The organism is Burkholderia sp. ZZQ-2 (genome assembly GCF_050768715.1).
GTDB lineage: Bacteria > Pseudomonadota > Gammaproteobacteria > Burkholderiales > Burkholderiaceae > Burkholderia > Burkholderia cepacia.
Genome location: NZ_LDVA01000304.1, coordinates 1 through 15269 on the forward strand (window position 1 = coordinate 1; position 15269 = coordinate 15269).

A 15269-nucleotide genomic window follows, 5' to 3' on the forward strand; every position below is an offset into this window, starting at 1 on the left:
AGCCCCGCCGCGGCCCAGGCCGTGCGCGCGAGCGAGCGCGGCGACCTCGACGCGCGCACCGACGCCGTGCTCGCCTGGCTCGACGCGCCGGGCAACGCGCTCGTCACGCTCAACGATCCGGCCTACCCGCCGCGGCTGCGCGACCTGCACGATCCGCCGCCGCTGCTATATGTAAAGGGCCGTCTCGACCTGCTGCACGCGCGCGGTCTCGCCGTGGTCGGCAGCCGCCACGCGACGCCGCAGGGTCTCGCCGACGCGACGCGCTTCGCCCGCGAGCTGTCCGACGCCGGGCTTCCGATCGTGTCGGGCCTCGCGCTCGGAATCGACGGCGCCGCGCATCGGGGCGGGCTCGACGGCCGGTCAGGCACGGTCGCGGTGATCGCGACCGGCGCCGATCTCGTCTATCCGGCGCGACACCGCGCGCTCGCCCACGAAATCGCCGCTCACGGCGCGATCGTGTCGGAATGGCCGCTCGGCACACCGGCCCGCGCCGCACACTTCCCGCAACGCAACCGGCTGATCGCCGCGCTCGCGATCGGCGCGCTCGTCGTCGAGGCCGCCCCGCGCTCCGGCTCGCTGATCACCGCGCGGCTCGCGAACGAACTGGGACGCGATGTGTTCGCGATGCCGGGCTCGATCCACGCGCCGCTCGCGCAGGGCTGCCACGCACTGATCCGCGACGGCGCGAAGCTGACGGCGGCGCCGCTCGACGTGCTCGAGGAGTACGGGCTGGGCGAACCGGCGGTTCGCGCGACGGGCGATGCATCGTGCACCGGAAATCAGCACGCCAGCGCCGCCAACCTCCGCGGAACCGAGGCCGCCGGTGTCGCGCAGGCCGATCCGCTCGTTGCAGCCGGCCCGCCGGCGCGAATCGAAGCATCGCCGGCGCGACCCCACAGCCCGTCCGAACAGGCCGTACTCGCCGCACTGGGATACGGCCCCGTCACCTACGAATGGCTCGCCGAACACAGCGGCCTGGCCGACGACGTGCTGCACGGCGCGCTGCTCGCGCTCGAGCTGGCCGGCCGCGTCGCGAGCGTCCCCGGCGGACGCTTCGCGAGCCTTGACGCAGCGCCCACCCCGGCCGCGCACGGCGTGCTACATTCCCCCGCATAGGGGCGGCCACGCCGCCGACGATATCCAAGGAAATCCATGCCCGCGCTGAACCTCGACACCGATGCGGATCGGATCGCCGAGCGCCTCGCCGATCCCGGCACGTTGCTCGTCGCCTGCCTGTGCGCCGAGTGGTGCGGCACGTGCCGCGACTACCGGACGGCCTTCGACCAGCTCGCCGACGCGCATCCGGACGCCTGCTTCGCCTGGATCGACATCGAAACGCATGCCGACCAGCTCGACGACCTCGACGTCGAGAACTTCCCGACGATCCTGATCGAAGATACCCACACCGCACGTTTCTTCGGCACGGTGCTGCCGCATGCGGCAATCGTCGAGCGGATGCTGTCCGACCTGAGTGCGGTACCCGGTGCGCCGCACGCACCGAAATTGCGCAACGTCCTGACCGTCGAAGCCTGAATTCACGAGCCGGCCCGGTGGTTTGCGCCCGTTTGCGCGCGCCGCCGCGCCGGGCGCTTGCCGCCGTTGCAGGCCCCCTCTATGATGAGCCGCTTTTTGCACGCCGAGCCGCCGTCGCGTCGGCGTGTGCTATAAAGCGGTCGTTAAAGGGACCCACAACCGGCGAACCCGGTCTACCAACACACACCTGTCATGTCCAAAGCACTGATCATTGCGGAAAAGCCTTCTGTCGCGAACGACATCGCACGCGCTTTGGGCGGCTTTACCAAGCATGACGAGTATTACGAGAGCGACGATTTCGTCCTTTCGTCCGCTGTCGGCCACTTGCTGGAAATCGCCGCCCCGGAAGAGTACGAGGTCAAGCGCGGGAAATGGAGCTTCGCGCATCTGCCCGTCATCCCCCCGCATTTCGACCTGAACCCGATCGCAAAAAGCGAGTCGCGCCTCAAGGTGCTCACGAAGCTGATGAAGCGCAAGGACGTCGACCGCCTGATCAACGCATGTGACGCGGGGCGCGAGGGCGAACTGATTTTCCGTCTGATCGCGCAGCACGCGAAGGCGAAGCAGCCGGTCCAGCGCCTGTGGCTGCAGTCGATGACCCCGCAGGCGATCCGCGACGGCTTCGCGAACCTGCGCAGCGACACCGACATGCAACCGCTCGCCGACGCCGCACGCTGCCGCTCGGAAGCCGACTGGCTCGTCGGGATCAACGGCACCCGCGCGATGACCGCGTTCAACAGCAAGGGCGGCGGCTTCTTCCTGACGACAGTTGGCCGCGTTCAGACGCCAACGCTGTCGATCGTCGTCGAACGCGAAGAGAAAATCCGCCGCTTCATCCCGCGCGACTACTGGGAAGTGAAGGCGGAATTCGCGTGCGCGGGCGGCTTCTACGAAGGCAAGTGGTTCGACCCGAAATTCAAGCGCGATGAATTCGATCCGGAAAAGCGCGACTCCCGCCTGTGGAGCCTGCCGGCCGCCGAAACGATCGTCGCCGCGTGCCGCGACCAGGTCGGCACGGTCTCGGAGGAATCGAAGCCGTCGACACAACTGTCGCCGCTGCTGTTCGACCTGACGAGCCTGCAGCGCGAAGCGAACAGCCGCTTCGGCTTCTCCGCGAAGAACACGCTCGGTCTCGCGCAGGCGCTGTATGAAAAGCACAAGGTGCTGACCTACCCGCGTACCGACGCCCGCGCGCTGCCGGAAGACTATCTGTCGACGGTCCAGTCCACGCTCGAGATGCTCAAGGAGAGCCACAACTACCTGCCGCATGCGAAGCAGGTGCTCGACAAGGGCTGGGTGAAGCCGAACAAGCGCATCTTCGACAACTCGAAGATCAGCGACCACTTCGCAATCATCCCGACGCTGCAGGCACCGAAGTCGCTGTCCGAGCCGGAGCAGAAGCTGTACGACATGGTCGTGAAGCGCTTCCTCGCCGTGTTCTTCCCGGCCGCCGAATTCCGTGTCACGACGCGGATCACCGAAGTCGCCGGCCATCACTTCAAGACCGAAGGCAAGGTGCTCGTCGAGCCGGGCTGGCTGCAGGTGTACGGCCGCGACGCCGAAGGCGCGGATGCGAACCTCGTGCCGGTGCAGAAGGACGAGAAGGTGAAGACGGACGAAATCGCCGCCGTCGCGCTCGTCACGAAGCCGCCCGCACGCTATTCGGAAGCGACGCTGCTGTCCGCAATGGAAGGCGCGGGCAAGCTCGTCGAGGACGACGAACTGCGCGAAGCCATGGCCGCGAAGGGCCTCGGCACGCCGGCCACGCGTGCGGCGATTATCGAAGGCCTGCTCGGCGAAAAGTACCTCGTGCGTGAAGGCCGCGAACTGATCCCGACCGCGAAGGCGTTCCAGCTGATGACGCTGCTGCGCGGGCTCGGCGTGAAGGAACTGACCGCGCCGGAGCTCACCGGCGAATGGGAATACAAGCTGTCGCAGATGGAGCGCGGCAACCTCGGGCGCGACGCCTTCATGCAGGAAATCGCCCGCATGACGCAGCAGATCGTCAAGCGCGCGAAGGAATACGATTCCGACACGATCCCCGGCGATTACGCGACGCTCGAGACGCCGTGTCCGAACTGCGGCGGCCAGGTGAAGGAAAACTACCGCCGCTTCGCGTGCACGAAGTGCGAGTTCTCGATCTCGAAGATCCCGGGCAGCCGGCAATTCGAGATCGCGGAAGTCGAGGAGCTGCTGCGGGAAAAGACGATCGGTCCGCTTTCCGGATTCCGCAGCAAGATGGGCCGCCCGTTCTCGGCGATCCTGAAGCTCTCGTTCGACGACGAGACGAAGAACTACAAGCTCGAGTTCGATTTCGGCCAGGATACGGGCGGCGAGGAAGGCGAGGCGCCCGACTTCTCGACACAGGAGCCGGTCGGCGCGTGCCCGAAGTGCAAGGGCCGCGTGTTCGAGCACGGGATGAGCTACGTGTGCGAGCACTCGGTGGCCAACCCGAAGACGTGCGACTTCCGCTCGGGCAAGGTGATCCTGCAGCAGGAAATCACGCGCGAGCAGATGGGCAAGCTGTTGGCCGACGGCCGCACGGATCTGCTGCCGAACTTCAAGTCGTCGCGCACCGGCCGCAACTTCAAGGCGTTCCTCGTGAAGCAGCCGGACGGCAAGATCGGCTTCGAGTTCGAGAAGAAGGAACCGAAGGCTGCCGCCGCGAAGAAGACTGCGAAATCGGCGACGAAGGATGCCGAAACCGTGACGGAAGGTGCAGAAGAGAAACCGGCACCGGCTCGCAAGACCGCCGCGAAGACTGCAGCCACCAAGACGGCGGCTCGCAAGACGACGGCCCGCAAGACGGGCTCGTAACAGCCTGGACGCCGGGACGGGCTTTCTCCCGGCGCGTCCTGCTTCGGCAGGCAGCTATAAAAAAACGCGGATCGACTGCTCGATCCGCGTTTTTTCTTTGTGCCGGCGGTAACCGACGCCCGGTCGCCCGGGCCGTCGCGCCGTTACAGCGGCGACGGCGCCGCGACGCGCGTGCGCGGCGAACGCGGCAGGCGCGGCGACAGGTTCGGGTCGGCCGATTCCGGTTGCTCGGCACGCGTCTCGACACCGATCGGCGCGAGCGCGGAGCTCTGCGCGGCCCACTGCTCACCCATCGTCGCGTCGGTCGCGTGGCTGAAATGCTCGACGAGGTGGTCGATGAACGTGCGCACCTTCGCGGGCAGATGGCGCCGGCTCGGGTAAGCGATGTTGATCTCGACCTGCGGCAGCCGGAAATCCGGCAGCAACCGCACGAGCGCACCGCGCGCGATGTCGCTGCCGATCAGGTAACTCGGCAGGATCGCGACACCCATCCCGAGCAGCGCGAACTGGCGCAGCATCGCGGTGTTGTTCGCGACAATCACGTTGGTCGGGCGCACACGCACTTCGCCGTCCTGCCCCGTGAACACACGCTCGTCGCCCCAGTATTCGGTCGGCAGGCTCAGGCTCGGATGCTCGGCGAGATGCTCCGGATGGGTCGGCACGCCGTGCTTCTCCAGATAGCTCGGCGTCGCGCACACGGTCATGCAGCCGGTGGTCAGGCGCCGCGTGACGATGCTCGCGCTGCGCATCTGGCGCGTGACGACGATGCCGACATCGAAACCTTCCTCGACCAGATCGACCTGCCGGTCGACCAGCGTGAGATCCGGCACCACTTTCGGGAAATTCTCCGTGTACGACTGCAACACGGGCGCGAGGTTATGCAGGCCGAACACGACCGGCGCGACGATGCGCAGCGTGCCGACCGGCTCGTGATTGCGCGCGACGACCATCTGCTCGACGTCTTCCAGCTCATCGAGGATCTGGCGGGCACGCTCCAGATAGACCTGGCCTGACTCCGTCAGGGAAAGGCTGCGCGTGGTGCGGTTCAGCAAACGCGTGCCGAGCCTGCCCTCCAGATCGGCGACGTGACGCGTCGCGACCGCGTTGGAGATATCCATTGCACTCGCGGCCCGCGCGAAACTGCCGAGATCTGCAACCTTGACGAACACGCGCATCGACTGCAAATGATCCATAAACGACTCCTGCCGCTGTTACAACTTCAAAAAGATGAAGCAAATGCGTAATTCTCCTACGACAGCGGAAATGATGCAGAGTTGCTCAACAAGGCCCCGGTTGACGATAAAAATAGTCAAAAATCCTCGCCCTCTGCGGATAGTTGATCCAATTATTCCGATTGGGACAACAATTGGGTGAACCTCGTCGTGTAAGCGGCCGAATCAGGAAGGACGTATTTGATGCGACACAACAGCGCACCCTTCTGCCCGTCGCGCGAGCGGCGTCGGGGCAGGCTGCCGCCAATTGCGGCGGAGCGTAACAACCTGTTAAAAAGACACCACGAAGGCGGCTGACATAGCATCATGTCGGCCCCGGCCGGGCGGGACGGGTGCGCGAGGTGCGCCGCCGCCACCGCCGCTTTCAACGCGCGACACCCGCTCATCATGAAAATTGCCATCCTCGACGACTACCAGGACGCCGTCCGCAAGCTGAACTGCTTCGAGATGCTTGCCGGCCACGACGTGAAGGTCTTCAACAATACGGTGCGCGGATTGGGGCAACTCGCCAGCCGTCTGGCGGAAGTCGAGGCGCTCGTACTGATTCGCGAACGGACCCCGATTTCGTCGCAACTGCTCGCGAAGCTGCCGAACCTGCGCATGATCAGCCAGACCGGCCGCGTGTCGAGCCACATCGATCTTGAAGCCTGTACCGACCGCGGCATCGCGGTGCTCGAAGGCACGGGCTCGCCGGTTGCCCCCGCCGAGCTGACCTGGGCGCTCGTGATGGCCGCCCAGCGCCGCATTCCTCAGTACGTCGCGAACCTGAAGCAGGGCGCCTGGCAGCAGTCGGGCCTGAAGACGTCGGCCATGCCGCCGAACTTCGGCCTCGGCCAGGTGCTGCGCGGCCAGACGCTCGGCATCTGGGGCTACGGCAAGATCGGCCGGCTCGTCGCCGGCTACGGCAAGGCGTTCGGGATGAACGTGCTGATCTGGGGCCGCGAGCATTCGCTCGAGGCCGCGCGCGCCGACGGCTATACGGCCGCCGAAAGCCGCGAAGCGCTGTTCGAGCAGAGCGACGTGCTGTCGCTGCACCTGCGCATGCATGACGACACGCGCGGGATCGTGAAGCAGGAAGACCTGATGCGGATGAAGCCGACGTCGCTGCTCGTCAACACGAGCCGCGCCGAACTGCTCGAGGAAAACGCACTGGTCAACGCGCTGTCGCACAACCGTCCGGGGATGGTCGCGATCGACGTGTTCGAGAGCGAGCCGATCCTGCAGGGCTACAGCCTGCTGCGAATGGAAAACGTGATCTGCACGCCGCACATCGGCTACGTCGAGCGCGAAAGCTACGAGCTCTACTTCAGCGCGGCGTTCCGCAACATCCTCGCGTTCGACGACGGCGACATGTCGAGCGTTGCCAACCCGGAAGCGCTGACGCCGATCCGCAAGCGCTGACCGCGCGGGCTGCGCACGCCGCGCGGCCCCGCACCTCCGTTCCCGATCGTCAGGCGGCCACGCGGCCGCCCGTCATCGCATCGACGCGCGTGAGGAAATGCTCGCCGTCGCGCCGACCGAGATCGTACGCATGCCGCATCTGCGACGGGCTCGTGTAGTCCCAACTCGAAATCGGCACCTTGCTCGAAGGCTGGACGTACAGCCGACGCTGCTCGCCATGCGCGACCGTGAACATCTGCGGGCGCGGATACAGCCGCGTGACGAGCACCAGCACGTCGCCCGGCGTCGGGTCGAGCGCGTCGACCGGCACGTTGTCGACCATCCCGCCGTCGAGCACCGGCCGGCCGCCGCGGCGCAGCACCGGCGTGAACGGCGGCGTGCAGGACGACTGCAGGATCAGGTCGGCGAGTTCCTCGACTTGCGTGCAGGCCTGCGCACGCACGAATTCGGGCCGAAAGCCGAGCGTGCGCCCGAGCGTCGGGTGCAGCGTCTTGCGCACGTACTTCTCGATGTTGTACGCGACGAGACCGGCGGCGACTGCGCTGCGCGCACCGAGCCAGCGCGGCACATGCGACACGCCGATGCGGATCTCCGGCGCCGCGGCAAGCTTCGCGAACGGTTCGCCGTAGATGTCGAGCAGCGCCTGACGGTAAATCCGGTAATGCGGAAACACGGGCTCGCGCCCGAACAGGTTGCCCCAGTACGCGTTCTTCCGGTTGTGGCGCAGCGCCTCTTCGTAATAGCGCATCACCCAGGCGGCGTCGCGTGTATACAGCATGCAGGCGGTTGCCGCGCCGGCCGAGATACCGGTGATCACGCGCGGGCGCAGGCCGAGCGCCGGCTGTGCGACGTCCCAGAAGCCGGCCTGCCACCAGCAGCGATTGCCGCCGCCCGCAAAGACGATCTGGTCGAACATCGCGCCGCTCAGCTGACGAGCGCGTAGGTCGACGTCGCGTGAACGGCCATCTTGCCGTCTTCGTCGAACAGCTCGACTTCGCCGAATACGAGATTGCGGCCCATCCGCAGCACGCGCGCGGTGACGAGCACGTCGCCCTTGCGCACGGGACGCATGAAGTTCGTGTTCAACGACACGGTCGTCATCGGCCGGAACTCGCCGAGCGCGGCCGAGATCGCGACCACCATCGCGGTATCGGCGGCCGCCGTGAACACCTGGCCGCAGATCACACCGCCCGAATGGCGGAATTCGCCGGAAAACGGCAGGCGCAGCGTGACGCTGTCGTCGCCGATCGACACGGGGACCAGACCGAGCGAGCGGACCCAGGGGGCCAGCAGGCGATCCAGCAATTCGCGGACTGCGTTTTCGTCCATCTTCGAAAGCCCAGAAAGCGTTGCGCGACCGCCGCGCAACACGTGTGGCGTCATCATACCGGGAGCACGAAAACTGCGATCGCTCGTTATCGGGCCGGCAGCCACCGTTGTCGTGACGAAATATTCTCAGGAAATTTGCAGAAAGGACTTGCCAAGCCTGAAATGCTCGTGCATAATCTTTCTTCTGTTGGGGGCGTTAGCTCAGTTGGTAGAGCAGCGGACTCTTAATCCGTAGGTCGAGTGTTCGAGTCACTCACGCCCCACCAGGAATTTCAAAGGCCGGTCAGCGCAAGCTGACCGGCCTTTTCCGTTTACGCCGCTTTCCTGCCGTTGTTCATTTACGCCGCCTCGCTTCGCGTTGCGCGCCCCTCGCGGTACGCGAGCGCACCCATCTTCCGCATCGTTTCCGCTAGAATCGTCCGACAAATATCACACGACCGGCGCAGGCACTGTCGCTCGCCCGCCGGCACTGAGAGAGCATGGGACGTCAGACATGGAAGCATGTGAACGGGACGCGACCATTCAGAGGGCCTGGTTGCGCCGATATCGGCCGGTTCGGCGGGTCACGCCATCCCCCCGATCAGGCCGGAATCCGCAGTGCGAAGCACGAAGAACCGGATCCGGTCATGCCGGGTAGGGACGCACTCGTCGCGATGGCGCTCGGCGTCGTGCTGCTCGTACTGGCCGGCATGCTCGCCGTGACGGCCGGGCAGGCGACCGGCCAGCTGGTCCGCGCACCGGGCACGGTCGTGCGCATCGTGCAGGACAGCGACGCGATACGCGCATACCGGCCGATCGTCGCGTACCTCGCGAACGACGGCCAGCGCCGCGAAGTGGCCGGCAATACCGCATCGACCGTCCCCGCCTACGACATCGGCGAGAACGTCGAGGTATGGCTCGACCCCGGCCACCCCGAACGCCCCGCGCTGATCGACGATTTCGCGCAACGCTGGTTTCCGGCGATCGTGCCGGCGCTGCTCGCCATCGCGTCGTTCGCGATCGGCGGCCTGCTGATCGCCGGTGAGCGCCGCCGCCGGTCGTCCGCCCCGCCGCCGGCCCGCCGCGCCCGCAAGCACGTGCGCAGCCGCTGGGATATCGCGATCGTGCTGATTCCGATCGCGATCGGCACGGGCTTCATCGCCGGCGCCGGCGCGGCCGGCCTGCGCCAGTGGCAGGTCATCCACCACTATGCGCGTTCCACCGGCCATGTCGTCGAGATCGCGAAAAACGCGCACTCGCCCCGCGCGCGCACGTCGCTGTATTCGGCGATCGTCGCGTTCACGACCGACAGCGGACGCCAGATCAAGTTCGCGCAGGGTTCGGCGTCGTCGCATCCCGGACTGCACGAAGGCGAAGCGGTCAACGTGCTGTACGACCCCGTCACACCCGAGCGCGCGGTGGTCGACCGCTTCTGGGATCACTGGGGCCTCACGGCCATCCTGTTCGCGATCGGCGCGCCGTTCCTCGCGGCCGGGCTGTTCATCGCCGCGACGCTGTGGCCGGAACATCCGCCGCACGAAGCCGCGCCTTGACGTTCGCGTGCCGGCCGCGCATCGCGCGGCACGACGACCGGCTCGGCGCGCGCGTCACCGCTCCCTGAACGCCTCCACTTTCGCGCGGTTCCCGCAGGTGCGCATGTCGCACCAGCGCCGCCCGACGCCGCGCCCGCGATCGACGAAGAACCACGTGCAACGGCCGCACTGGCGCACGCGCGTAAAATCGTCGCTGCGCAGCAGATGCTCGAACCCGAGTGCGGCCGCGTCGACCCAGCGCGACGCGACGCGTGCGTCGGGCCGCCACGCGAACCGGCCGTCGACCGCATCGAACGCGCTGCGCCCGATCGCCTCGCGGATCGCAACGGCGAGCCGGCCCGCCGCGCGCGCGCCGGCAGTGCCGCCACTGCCGGCCGTCAGGTGTGCGATCGCGCCGTAAGCCTCCTCGCGAAAGCGATGCAGCGCGACCAGTGCGTCGGCGTCGTCCTGCCGCGCATGACGCAGAAGCCGCGCCAGATCGGCCGGCGCCAGCAACCCCGATCGCTCCGCCCACGCATGCACGGCCGGCCAGTCGACGAACTTGTCCGCGTCGCGCGTCTTGCCCGTGTCGGCCACCGTGTTGAGGAAGTCGAGCGCCGGATGGCCGCCGACAAAATCGGCTGCCCCCCATTCATGCGCATGTCGCACGGGTTCGTGTCGAGTAACCATTTATTTTCATCTATCGGTTTCACACCCGGACGATCCGGAGTAACCTGTTAACAACCAAAACAGGTTAGCACGGAGATGCCGATGCTCGAACTCGCCAACCGCTTCATTTTCGAAGGCCACCGGATTGCCTGGGGAACGTTCGGCGAAGGCCCGCCGCTCGTGCTCGTGCACGGCACGCCGTTTTCGTCGCAGGTGTGGCGGCGGATCGCACCGTGGCTCGCGCGCCGTCATCGCGTGTTCTTCTACGACCTGCTCGGCTACGGTCAATCCGACATGCCGGATGCGGACGTGTCGCTCGGCCGCCAGAACGCGCTGTTCGGCGCGATGCTCGACGCATGGAACATTTCGCGACCGCGCGTGCTCGCGCACGACTACGGCGGCGCCACCGTGCTGCGCGCGCACTTCCTCGACGGCGTCGCCTACGCGGATCTCACGCTCGTGAACCCGGTCGCGATTGCGCCGCAGGGTTCGCCGTTCGTGCGCCACGTCGCGCAGCACGAAGCTGCCTTCACCGGATTGCCCGCGTATGCGCATCACGCACTTGTGTCGGCCTATCTCGGCAACGCCGTCGCCCGGCCGCTGAGCGACGAGGCGCTGTCGATCTACCGCGCGCCGTGGCTCACGCCCGCCGGCCAGGCCGCGTTCTATCGCCAGATCGCGCAGATGCGCCAGCACTACATCGAGGAAGCCGAGGCCCGTTATGCGCCACCGGACTTTCCGGTGCGCATCGTATGGGGCGAGGACGACGCGTGGATTCCGCTCGAACAGGGGCAGGCGCTGGCCGATCGCATCGCCGGCGGCCAGCTGATCAAGGTGCCGCGAGCGGGCCACCTGGTGCAGGAAGATGCGCCGGAAGCGATCGTCGCGGCGGTACTCGACCAGTCAGGGAAAGGTTGACGCCGCCTGTACCGCGTGTCGCTTGTCGCGTGCCGCGTCAGAACACCGGCACGCCCTGCGCGAGCGTCGAGATGAACTTCGCGGTGCGCGGATCGCGCGGGTCGCCGAACAGGTCACGCGATGCACCGGCCTCGACCACGCGCCCTTCCGCGAGAAACACCGCGTCGTGCGCGATCGACGCGGCCAGGCGCAGGTCGTGCGTCGCCATCAGCATCGTCGTGCCTTCGCGCGCGAGCTGGCGCAGCACCTCGACGACTTCGACGGACAGCTCCGGATCGAGTGCCGACGTCGGCTCGTCGCACAGCAGCACCTGCGGCGACGGCGCAAGCGCACGTGCGATCGCGACGCGTTGCTGCTGGCCGCCCGACAGCGTGCCGGGCCACGCGTCGGCCTTGTTCGCGATACCGACCTTCTCGAGCAGCGCGAGCGCGCGTTCGCGGGCCCGTTCGCGCGGCCAGCGCTGCACGGTGACGAGCCCTTCCATCACGTTCTGCACGACGCTCAGGTGCGGAAACAGCTGAAAGTTCTGGAACACCATGCCGGTCTGGCGGCGCACCGCGAACACGGCGTCGCGCGCCGGCCGGTGCGTCGGCGAGAAGTCGATGCGGGCGTCGCCGACCGTCAGCGCACCTGCCTCGGGTACTTCGAGCAGGTTCACGCAACGCAGCAGCGTGCTCTTGCCGCTGCCGGACGGCCCGATCAGCGCCGTCACGCTGCCGGGCTGCAAGGCGAGGTCGATCCCGTGCAACACGCGCTGCGTGCCGAACGACTTGTCGATGCGTTCGAGCCGGATCATCGCAACTCCGCCTGGAACAGCGCGTGACGGCCGAAGCGGGTTTCGAGGCGACGCTGCAGCGTGGACAGCACCGAACTGAGCAGCAGATAGATCAGCGCGGCTTCCGTATAGAGGATCATCGGTTCGTAGGTCACGGCCGCGATCCGCTGAGCGGCCTGGAAGATCTCCGGCACGGTCAGCACGGCCGCGAGCGACGTGTCCTTCACCAGCGAAATGAACGAATTCGACAAAGCCGGCAGCGCGACGCGCGCGGCCTGCGGCAGGATCGCGCGGCGCAGCGCCTGCGGGCGCGTCATCGCCATCGAGTACGCGGCCTCCCACTGCCCCTTCGGAATCGATTCGATCACGCCGCGGATCACCTCCGCGTTGTACGCGCCGACGTTCAGCGAGAAGCCGATCACGGCGGCCGTCAGCGGATCGAGCACGATGCCGACGCTCGGCAGGCCGTAGAAGATCACGAACAGCTGCACGAGCAGCGGCGAGCCGCGAAACAGCCAGATGTAGAACCTCACGGCGGCCTGCGCCCAGCGTGGCCCGAACAGCCGCACGAGCGCCGCGCCGAACGCGAGCAGCAGACCGATCGCGAACGACGCGAGCGTGAGCGGAACCGTGAACACGAGCCCCGCGACGAGCAGGGGCTTCAGCGATTCCGCCATCAGGTGAAGCCAGGCCGGCATCGTTCAGCCTCGCGTCACGGCTGCGACACGTCGCGGCCGAAATACTTCTGCGAGATCTTCGCGTAGGTGCCGTCGGCCTTGATGTCCGCGAGCGCCTTGTCGATCGCGGCCACCAGCGCGGGGCTGCCCTTGCGCAGCAGCACGCCCGATGCATCGCTGGCGCCGCCCGCGTCGGTCGCCGCGATCTTCAGTTTCGCGTCCGGCTTGTGCTTGCGGAAATCGAGGTACGACAGCGAATCGTTGATCGTCGCGTCGACGCGCCCCGAGCTCAGCAGGTCGATCGATTCGTTGAAGCCCTGCACCGGCACGACGTCCGCGCCATGCGCGGCCGCGAGCTTGCCGAAATTGCTGGTGAGCGTGTTCGCGGACTTCTTGCCCTTCAGGTCGTCGAACGAGCGGATCGTCGTGTTGTCCGCGCGCACGATCAGCACCGCGCGCGACGTGATGTACGGCGTGGAGAAATCGTATTTCGCCTTGCGTGCGTCGGTGATCGACACTTCGTTGACGACCGCGTCGTAGCGGTTCACGTCGAGGCCCGCGATCAACCCGTCCCACTTGCCTTCGACGAACTGCGGCTTCACGCCGAGACGCTGCGCGATCGCGGTCGCGATGTCGACGTCGAAGCCCGTCAGCTTGCCGGTCTCGTCGTGGTACGTGAACGGCGCGTACGTCCCTTCGGTACCGACCCGGAACACGCCGGACGACTTGATCTGAGACAGGTCGTCGGCCGCCAGTGCGCTCGTGACCGAAACGGCCTGCAGCATGGCGACGACCAGGATGGAGCGAAGGATTTTCATGGTGCGGACCCCGAATGATTGGAGGGATTGATCCCGCGGCACGCGCGTGCCGTTCGAGAAGTCCGCGAATTCTACCGACGCGTCGAGGCACGGCAAAAACGCAAATCGGCTATCGATATGAGCCGATCGAATAACGCGTCGATCAACGCGCCGCTCAACGCGCCGCTCAACGCGCGCACCGGCCGCGAAACCGGTGCGCGCGGCTTACACACCGCTTACCACGGCAGCGAATACGTCTTCGTATTCGTGAAGCTCTTCATCGCCTCCTGCACGCCTTCCTTGTACCCCAGCCCCGAGTCCTTCACGCCGCCAAACGGCGTCAGCTCGAGCCGGTAGCCCGGCACTTCGCGCACGTTCACGCTGCCGACTTCCAGTTCGGTAATGAAGCGCGTGATGTGATCGAAGCGGTTCGTGCACACCGACGACGACAGCGCATAGTCGGTGCTGTTCGACATCCTGATCGCTTCGTCGATGTCGCGGAAACGCATGATCGGCGACACGGGCCCGAAGGTTTCGTATTTCACGAGCGGCATGTCGGGCGTCACGCGATCGATCACCGTCGGCGAATACAGCGCGCCGTCGCGCACGTTGCCGACCAGCAGCCGGGCCCCGCGCGCGATCGCGTCGTTCACCTGCCGCTCGCAGAACTTCGCGGCCGCTTCGTCGATCACCGTACCCATGTCCACCGACGGATCGGCCGGATTGCCGTACGACCACGCACGCGTTTTTTCGACGACCAGCCCGGTGAAGCGATCGGCCACCGACTCGTGCACGAGCATCCGCTTGATCGCCGTGCAGCGCTGCCCCGAGTTCCTGTACGAACCCGACACCGCGAGCGTGCTCGCTTCGTCGAGATCGGCGTCTTCCATCACGATGATCGGATCGTTGCCGCCGAGTTCGAGCACCGCGCGCCGGTAGCCCATCCGCGCCGCGATCGACTTGCCGATCGATACGCCGCCCGTGAACGTGATGAGGTCGATCGCCGGGTTCGTGATCAGCTCGTCGGCGATCTCCTGCGGGTCGCCGGTGAGCACCTGCAGCATCTGCGGCGGCAGGCCGACTTCGTACAGGATGTCCGCGAACAGGTAGCACGACAGCGGCACCTTCTCGGACGGCTTCACGACGATCCGGTTGTTGGTCGCGATCGACGGCACGATCTTGTGCGCAACCTGGTTCATCGGGTGGTTGAACGGCGTGATCGCCGAAATCACGCCGAGCAGCGGGTCGCGCTGCGTGTACACGCGGCGCTTCTTGCCGTGCGGGGTCAGGTCGCACGAGAAGATCTGTCCGTCGTCCTTCAGCACTTCGCCGGCGCCGAACGTCAGCACGTCGGCCACGCGGCCCGCCTCGTACGTCGAATCCTTGATGCACAACCCGGCCTCGGCCGTGATCAGCGCCGCGATCTCCGCCGTGCGCGCACGCACGATGTCGGCCGCGCGGCGCAGGATCGCCGCGCGATCGTGGCGCGTGAGCGCCGGCCGGTATGCGCGCGCGGCCGCGAACGCGCGCCGCACGTCGTCGAGCGTCGCCTTCGGCACGGTGCCGACCAGCGCGCCGTCGTACGGGTTGCGCACTTCGATCACCGCGTC

At 66.8% G+C, this 15269-nt stretch carries 14 protein-coding genes and 1 tRNA gene; 7 read left to right on the forward strand and 8 right to left on the reverse strand.

What is annotated here, in order from left to right:
* The 3 genes from dprA to ABY44_RS27495 all read left to right on the forward strand — a co-directional run.
* On the forward strand, nt 1-1116 hold a 1116-nt coding region (dprA, locus tag ABY44_RS27485), incomplete at its 5' end, for a DNA-processing protein DprA (protein WP_431642749.1).
* 36 nt (nt 1117-1152) lie between these two features.
* Nucleotides 1153-1533 carry a thioredoxin family protein gene (locus tag ABY44_RS27490; RefSeq protein ID WP_021159864.1) on the forward strand — a complete coding sequence of 127 codons (381 nt, stop codon included), beginning with the start codon at nt 1153-1155 and terminating at the stop codon, nt 1531-1533.
* A 192-nt stretch (nt 1534-1725) separates the two neighbouring features.
* Entirely contained in the window at nt 1726-4350 is a 2625-nt protein-coding gene (locus ABY44_RS27495) for a DNA topoisomerase III (protein ID WP_060174254.1), read from the forward strand.
* 143 nt (nt 4351-4493) lie between these two features.
* Here ABY44_RS27495 and ABY44_RS27500 read toward each other — a convergent pair whose 3' ends face one another.
* The gene (locus ABY44_RS27500) at nt 4494-5543 is read right to left on the reverse strand and encodes a LysR family transcriptional regulator (RefSeq protein ID WP_027788845.1); all 1050 of its coding nucleotides are present in this window, start codon (nt 5541-5543) and stop codon (nt 4494-4496) included.
* 426 nt (nt 5544-5969) lie between these two features.
* Between ABY44_RS27500 and ABY44_RS27505 the strand changes: the two genes are divergently transcribed.
* Entirely contained in the window at nt 5970-6983 is a 1014-nt protein-coding gene (locus ABY44_RS27505) for a D-2-hydroxyacid dehydrogenase family protein (protein ID WP_027788844.1), read from the forward strand.
* A gap of 49 nt (nt 6984-7032) precedes the next feature.
* On the opposite strand, the gene ABY44_RS27510 is transcribed toward ABY44_RS27505, so the two are convergent.
* Together ABY44_RS27510 and ABY44_RS27515 are read right to left on the reverse strand one after the other, a co-directional pair.
* Nucleotides 7033-7899, reverse strand: coding sequence for a patatin-like phospholipase family protein (locus ABY44_RS27510; protein WP_021159859.1), 867 nt, complete (start codon nt 7897-7899; stop codon nt 7033-7035).
* 8 nt (nt 7900-7907) lie between these two features.
* Entirely contained in the window at nt 7908-8312 is a 405-nt protein-coding gene (locus ABY44_RS27515; RefSeq protein ID WP_027785770.1) for a PaaI family thioesterase, read from the reverse strand.
* A gap of 190 nt (nt 8313-8502) precedes the next feature.
* On the opposite strand from ABY44_RS27515, the gene ABY44_RS27520 reads away from it, so the two are divergent.
* Both ABY44_RS27520 and ABY44_RS27525 read left to right on the forward strand, forming a co-directional pair.
* Nucleotides 8503-8578: transfer RNA gene (locus tag ABY44_RS27520), tRNA-Lys, on the forward strand.
* 213 nt (nt 8579-8791) lie between these two features.
* The gene (locus tag ABY44_RS27525) at nt 8792-9844 is read left to right on the forward strand and encodes a DUF3592 domain-containing protein (protein WP_060174256.1); all 1053 of its coding nucleotides are present in this window, start codon (nt 8792-8794) and stop codon (nt 9842-9844) included.
* Between the two features lie 54 nt (nt 9845-9898).
* Here ABY44_RS27525 and ABY44_RS27530 read toward each other — a convergent pair whose 3' ends face one another.
* Nucleotides 9899-10513 (reverse strand): CGNR zinc finger domain-containing protein, encoded by a 615-nt coding sequence (locus ABY44_RS27530; RefSeq protein WP_060174257.1) that lies wholly within the window; start codon nt 10511-10513, stop codon nt 9899-9901.
* Nucleotides 10514-10594: 81 nt separating this feature from the next.
* Between ABY44_RS27530 and ABY44_RS27535 the strand changes: the two genes are divergently transcribed.
* Nucleotides 10595-11410 carry an alpha/beta fold hydrolase gene (locus ABY44_RS27535; protein WP_060174264.1) on the forward strand — a complete coding sequence of 272 codons (816 nt, stop codon included), beginning with the start codon at nt 10595-10597 and terminating at the stop codon, nt 11408-11410.
* A gap of 37 nt (nt 11411-11447) precedes the next feature.
* Here the strand turns inward: ABY44_RS27535 and ABY44_RS27540 are convergent, their stop codons facing one another.
* From ABY44_RS27540 to phnY, 4 genes are all read right to left on the reverse strand, one after another.
* The gene (locus ABY44_RS27540) at nt 11448-12206 is read right to left on the reverse strand and encodes an amino acid ABC transporter ATP-binding protein (protein ID WP_060174258.1); all 759 of its coding nucleotides are present in this window, start codon (nt 12204-12206) and stop codon (nt 11448-11450) included.
* Nucleotides 12203-12883, reverse strand: a complete 681-nt coding sequence (locus ABY44_RS27545) for an amino acid ABC transporter permease (RefSeq protein WP_027788824.1) — start codon at nt 12881-12883, stop codon at nt 12203-12205. The genes ABY44_RS27540 and ABY44_RS27545 overlap by 4 nt, the downstream gene beginning before the upstream one ends.
* 14 nt (nt 12884-12897) lie before the next feature.
* Complete coding sequence (locus ABY44_RS27550) at nt 12898-13680, reverse strand: amino acid ABC transporter substrate-binding protein (protein ID WP_048025642.1); 783 nt, start codon at nt 13678-13680, stop codon at nt 12898-12900.
* A 215-nt stretch (nt 13681-13895) separates the two neighbouring features.
* On the reverse strand, nt 13896-15269 hold a 1374-nt coding region (phnY, locus tag ABY44_RS27555; RefSeq protein WP_431642752.1), incomplete at its 5' end, for a phosphonoacetaldehyde dehydrogenase.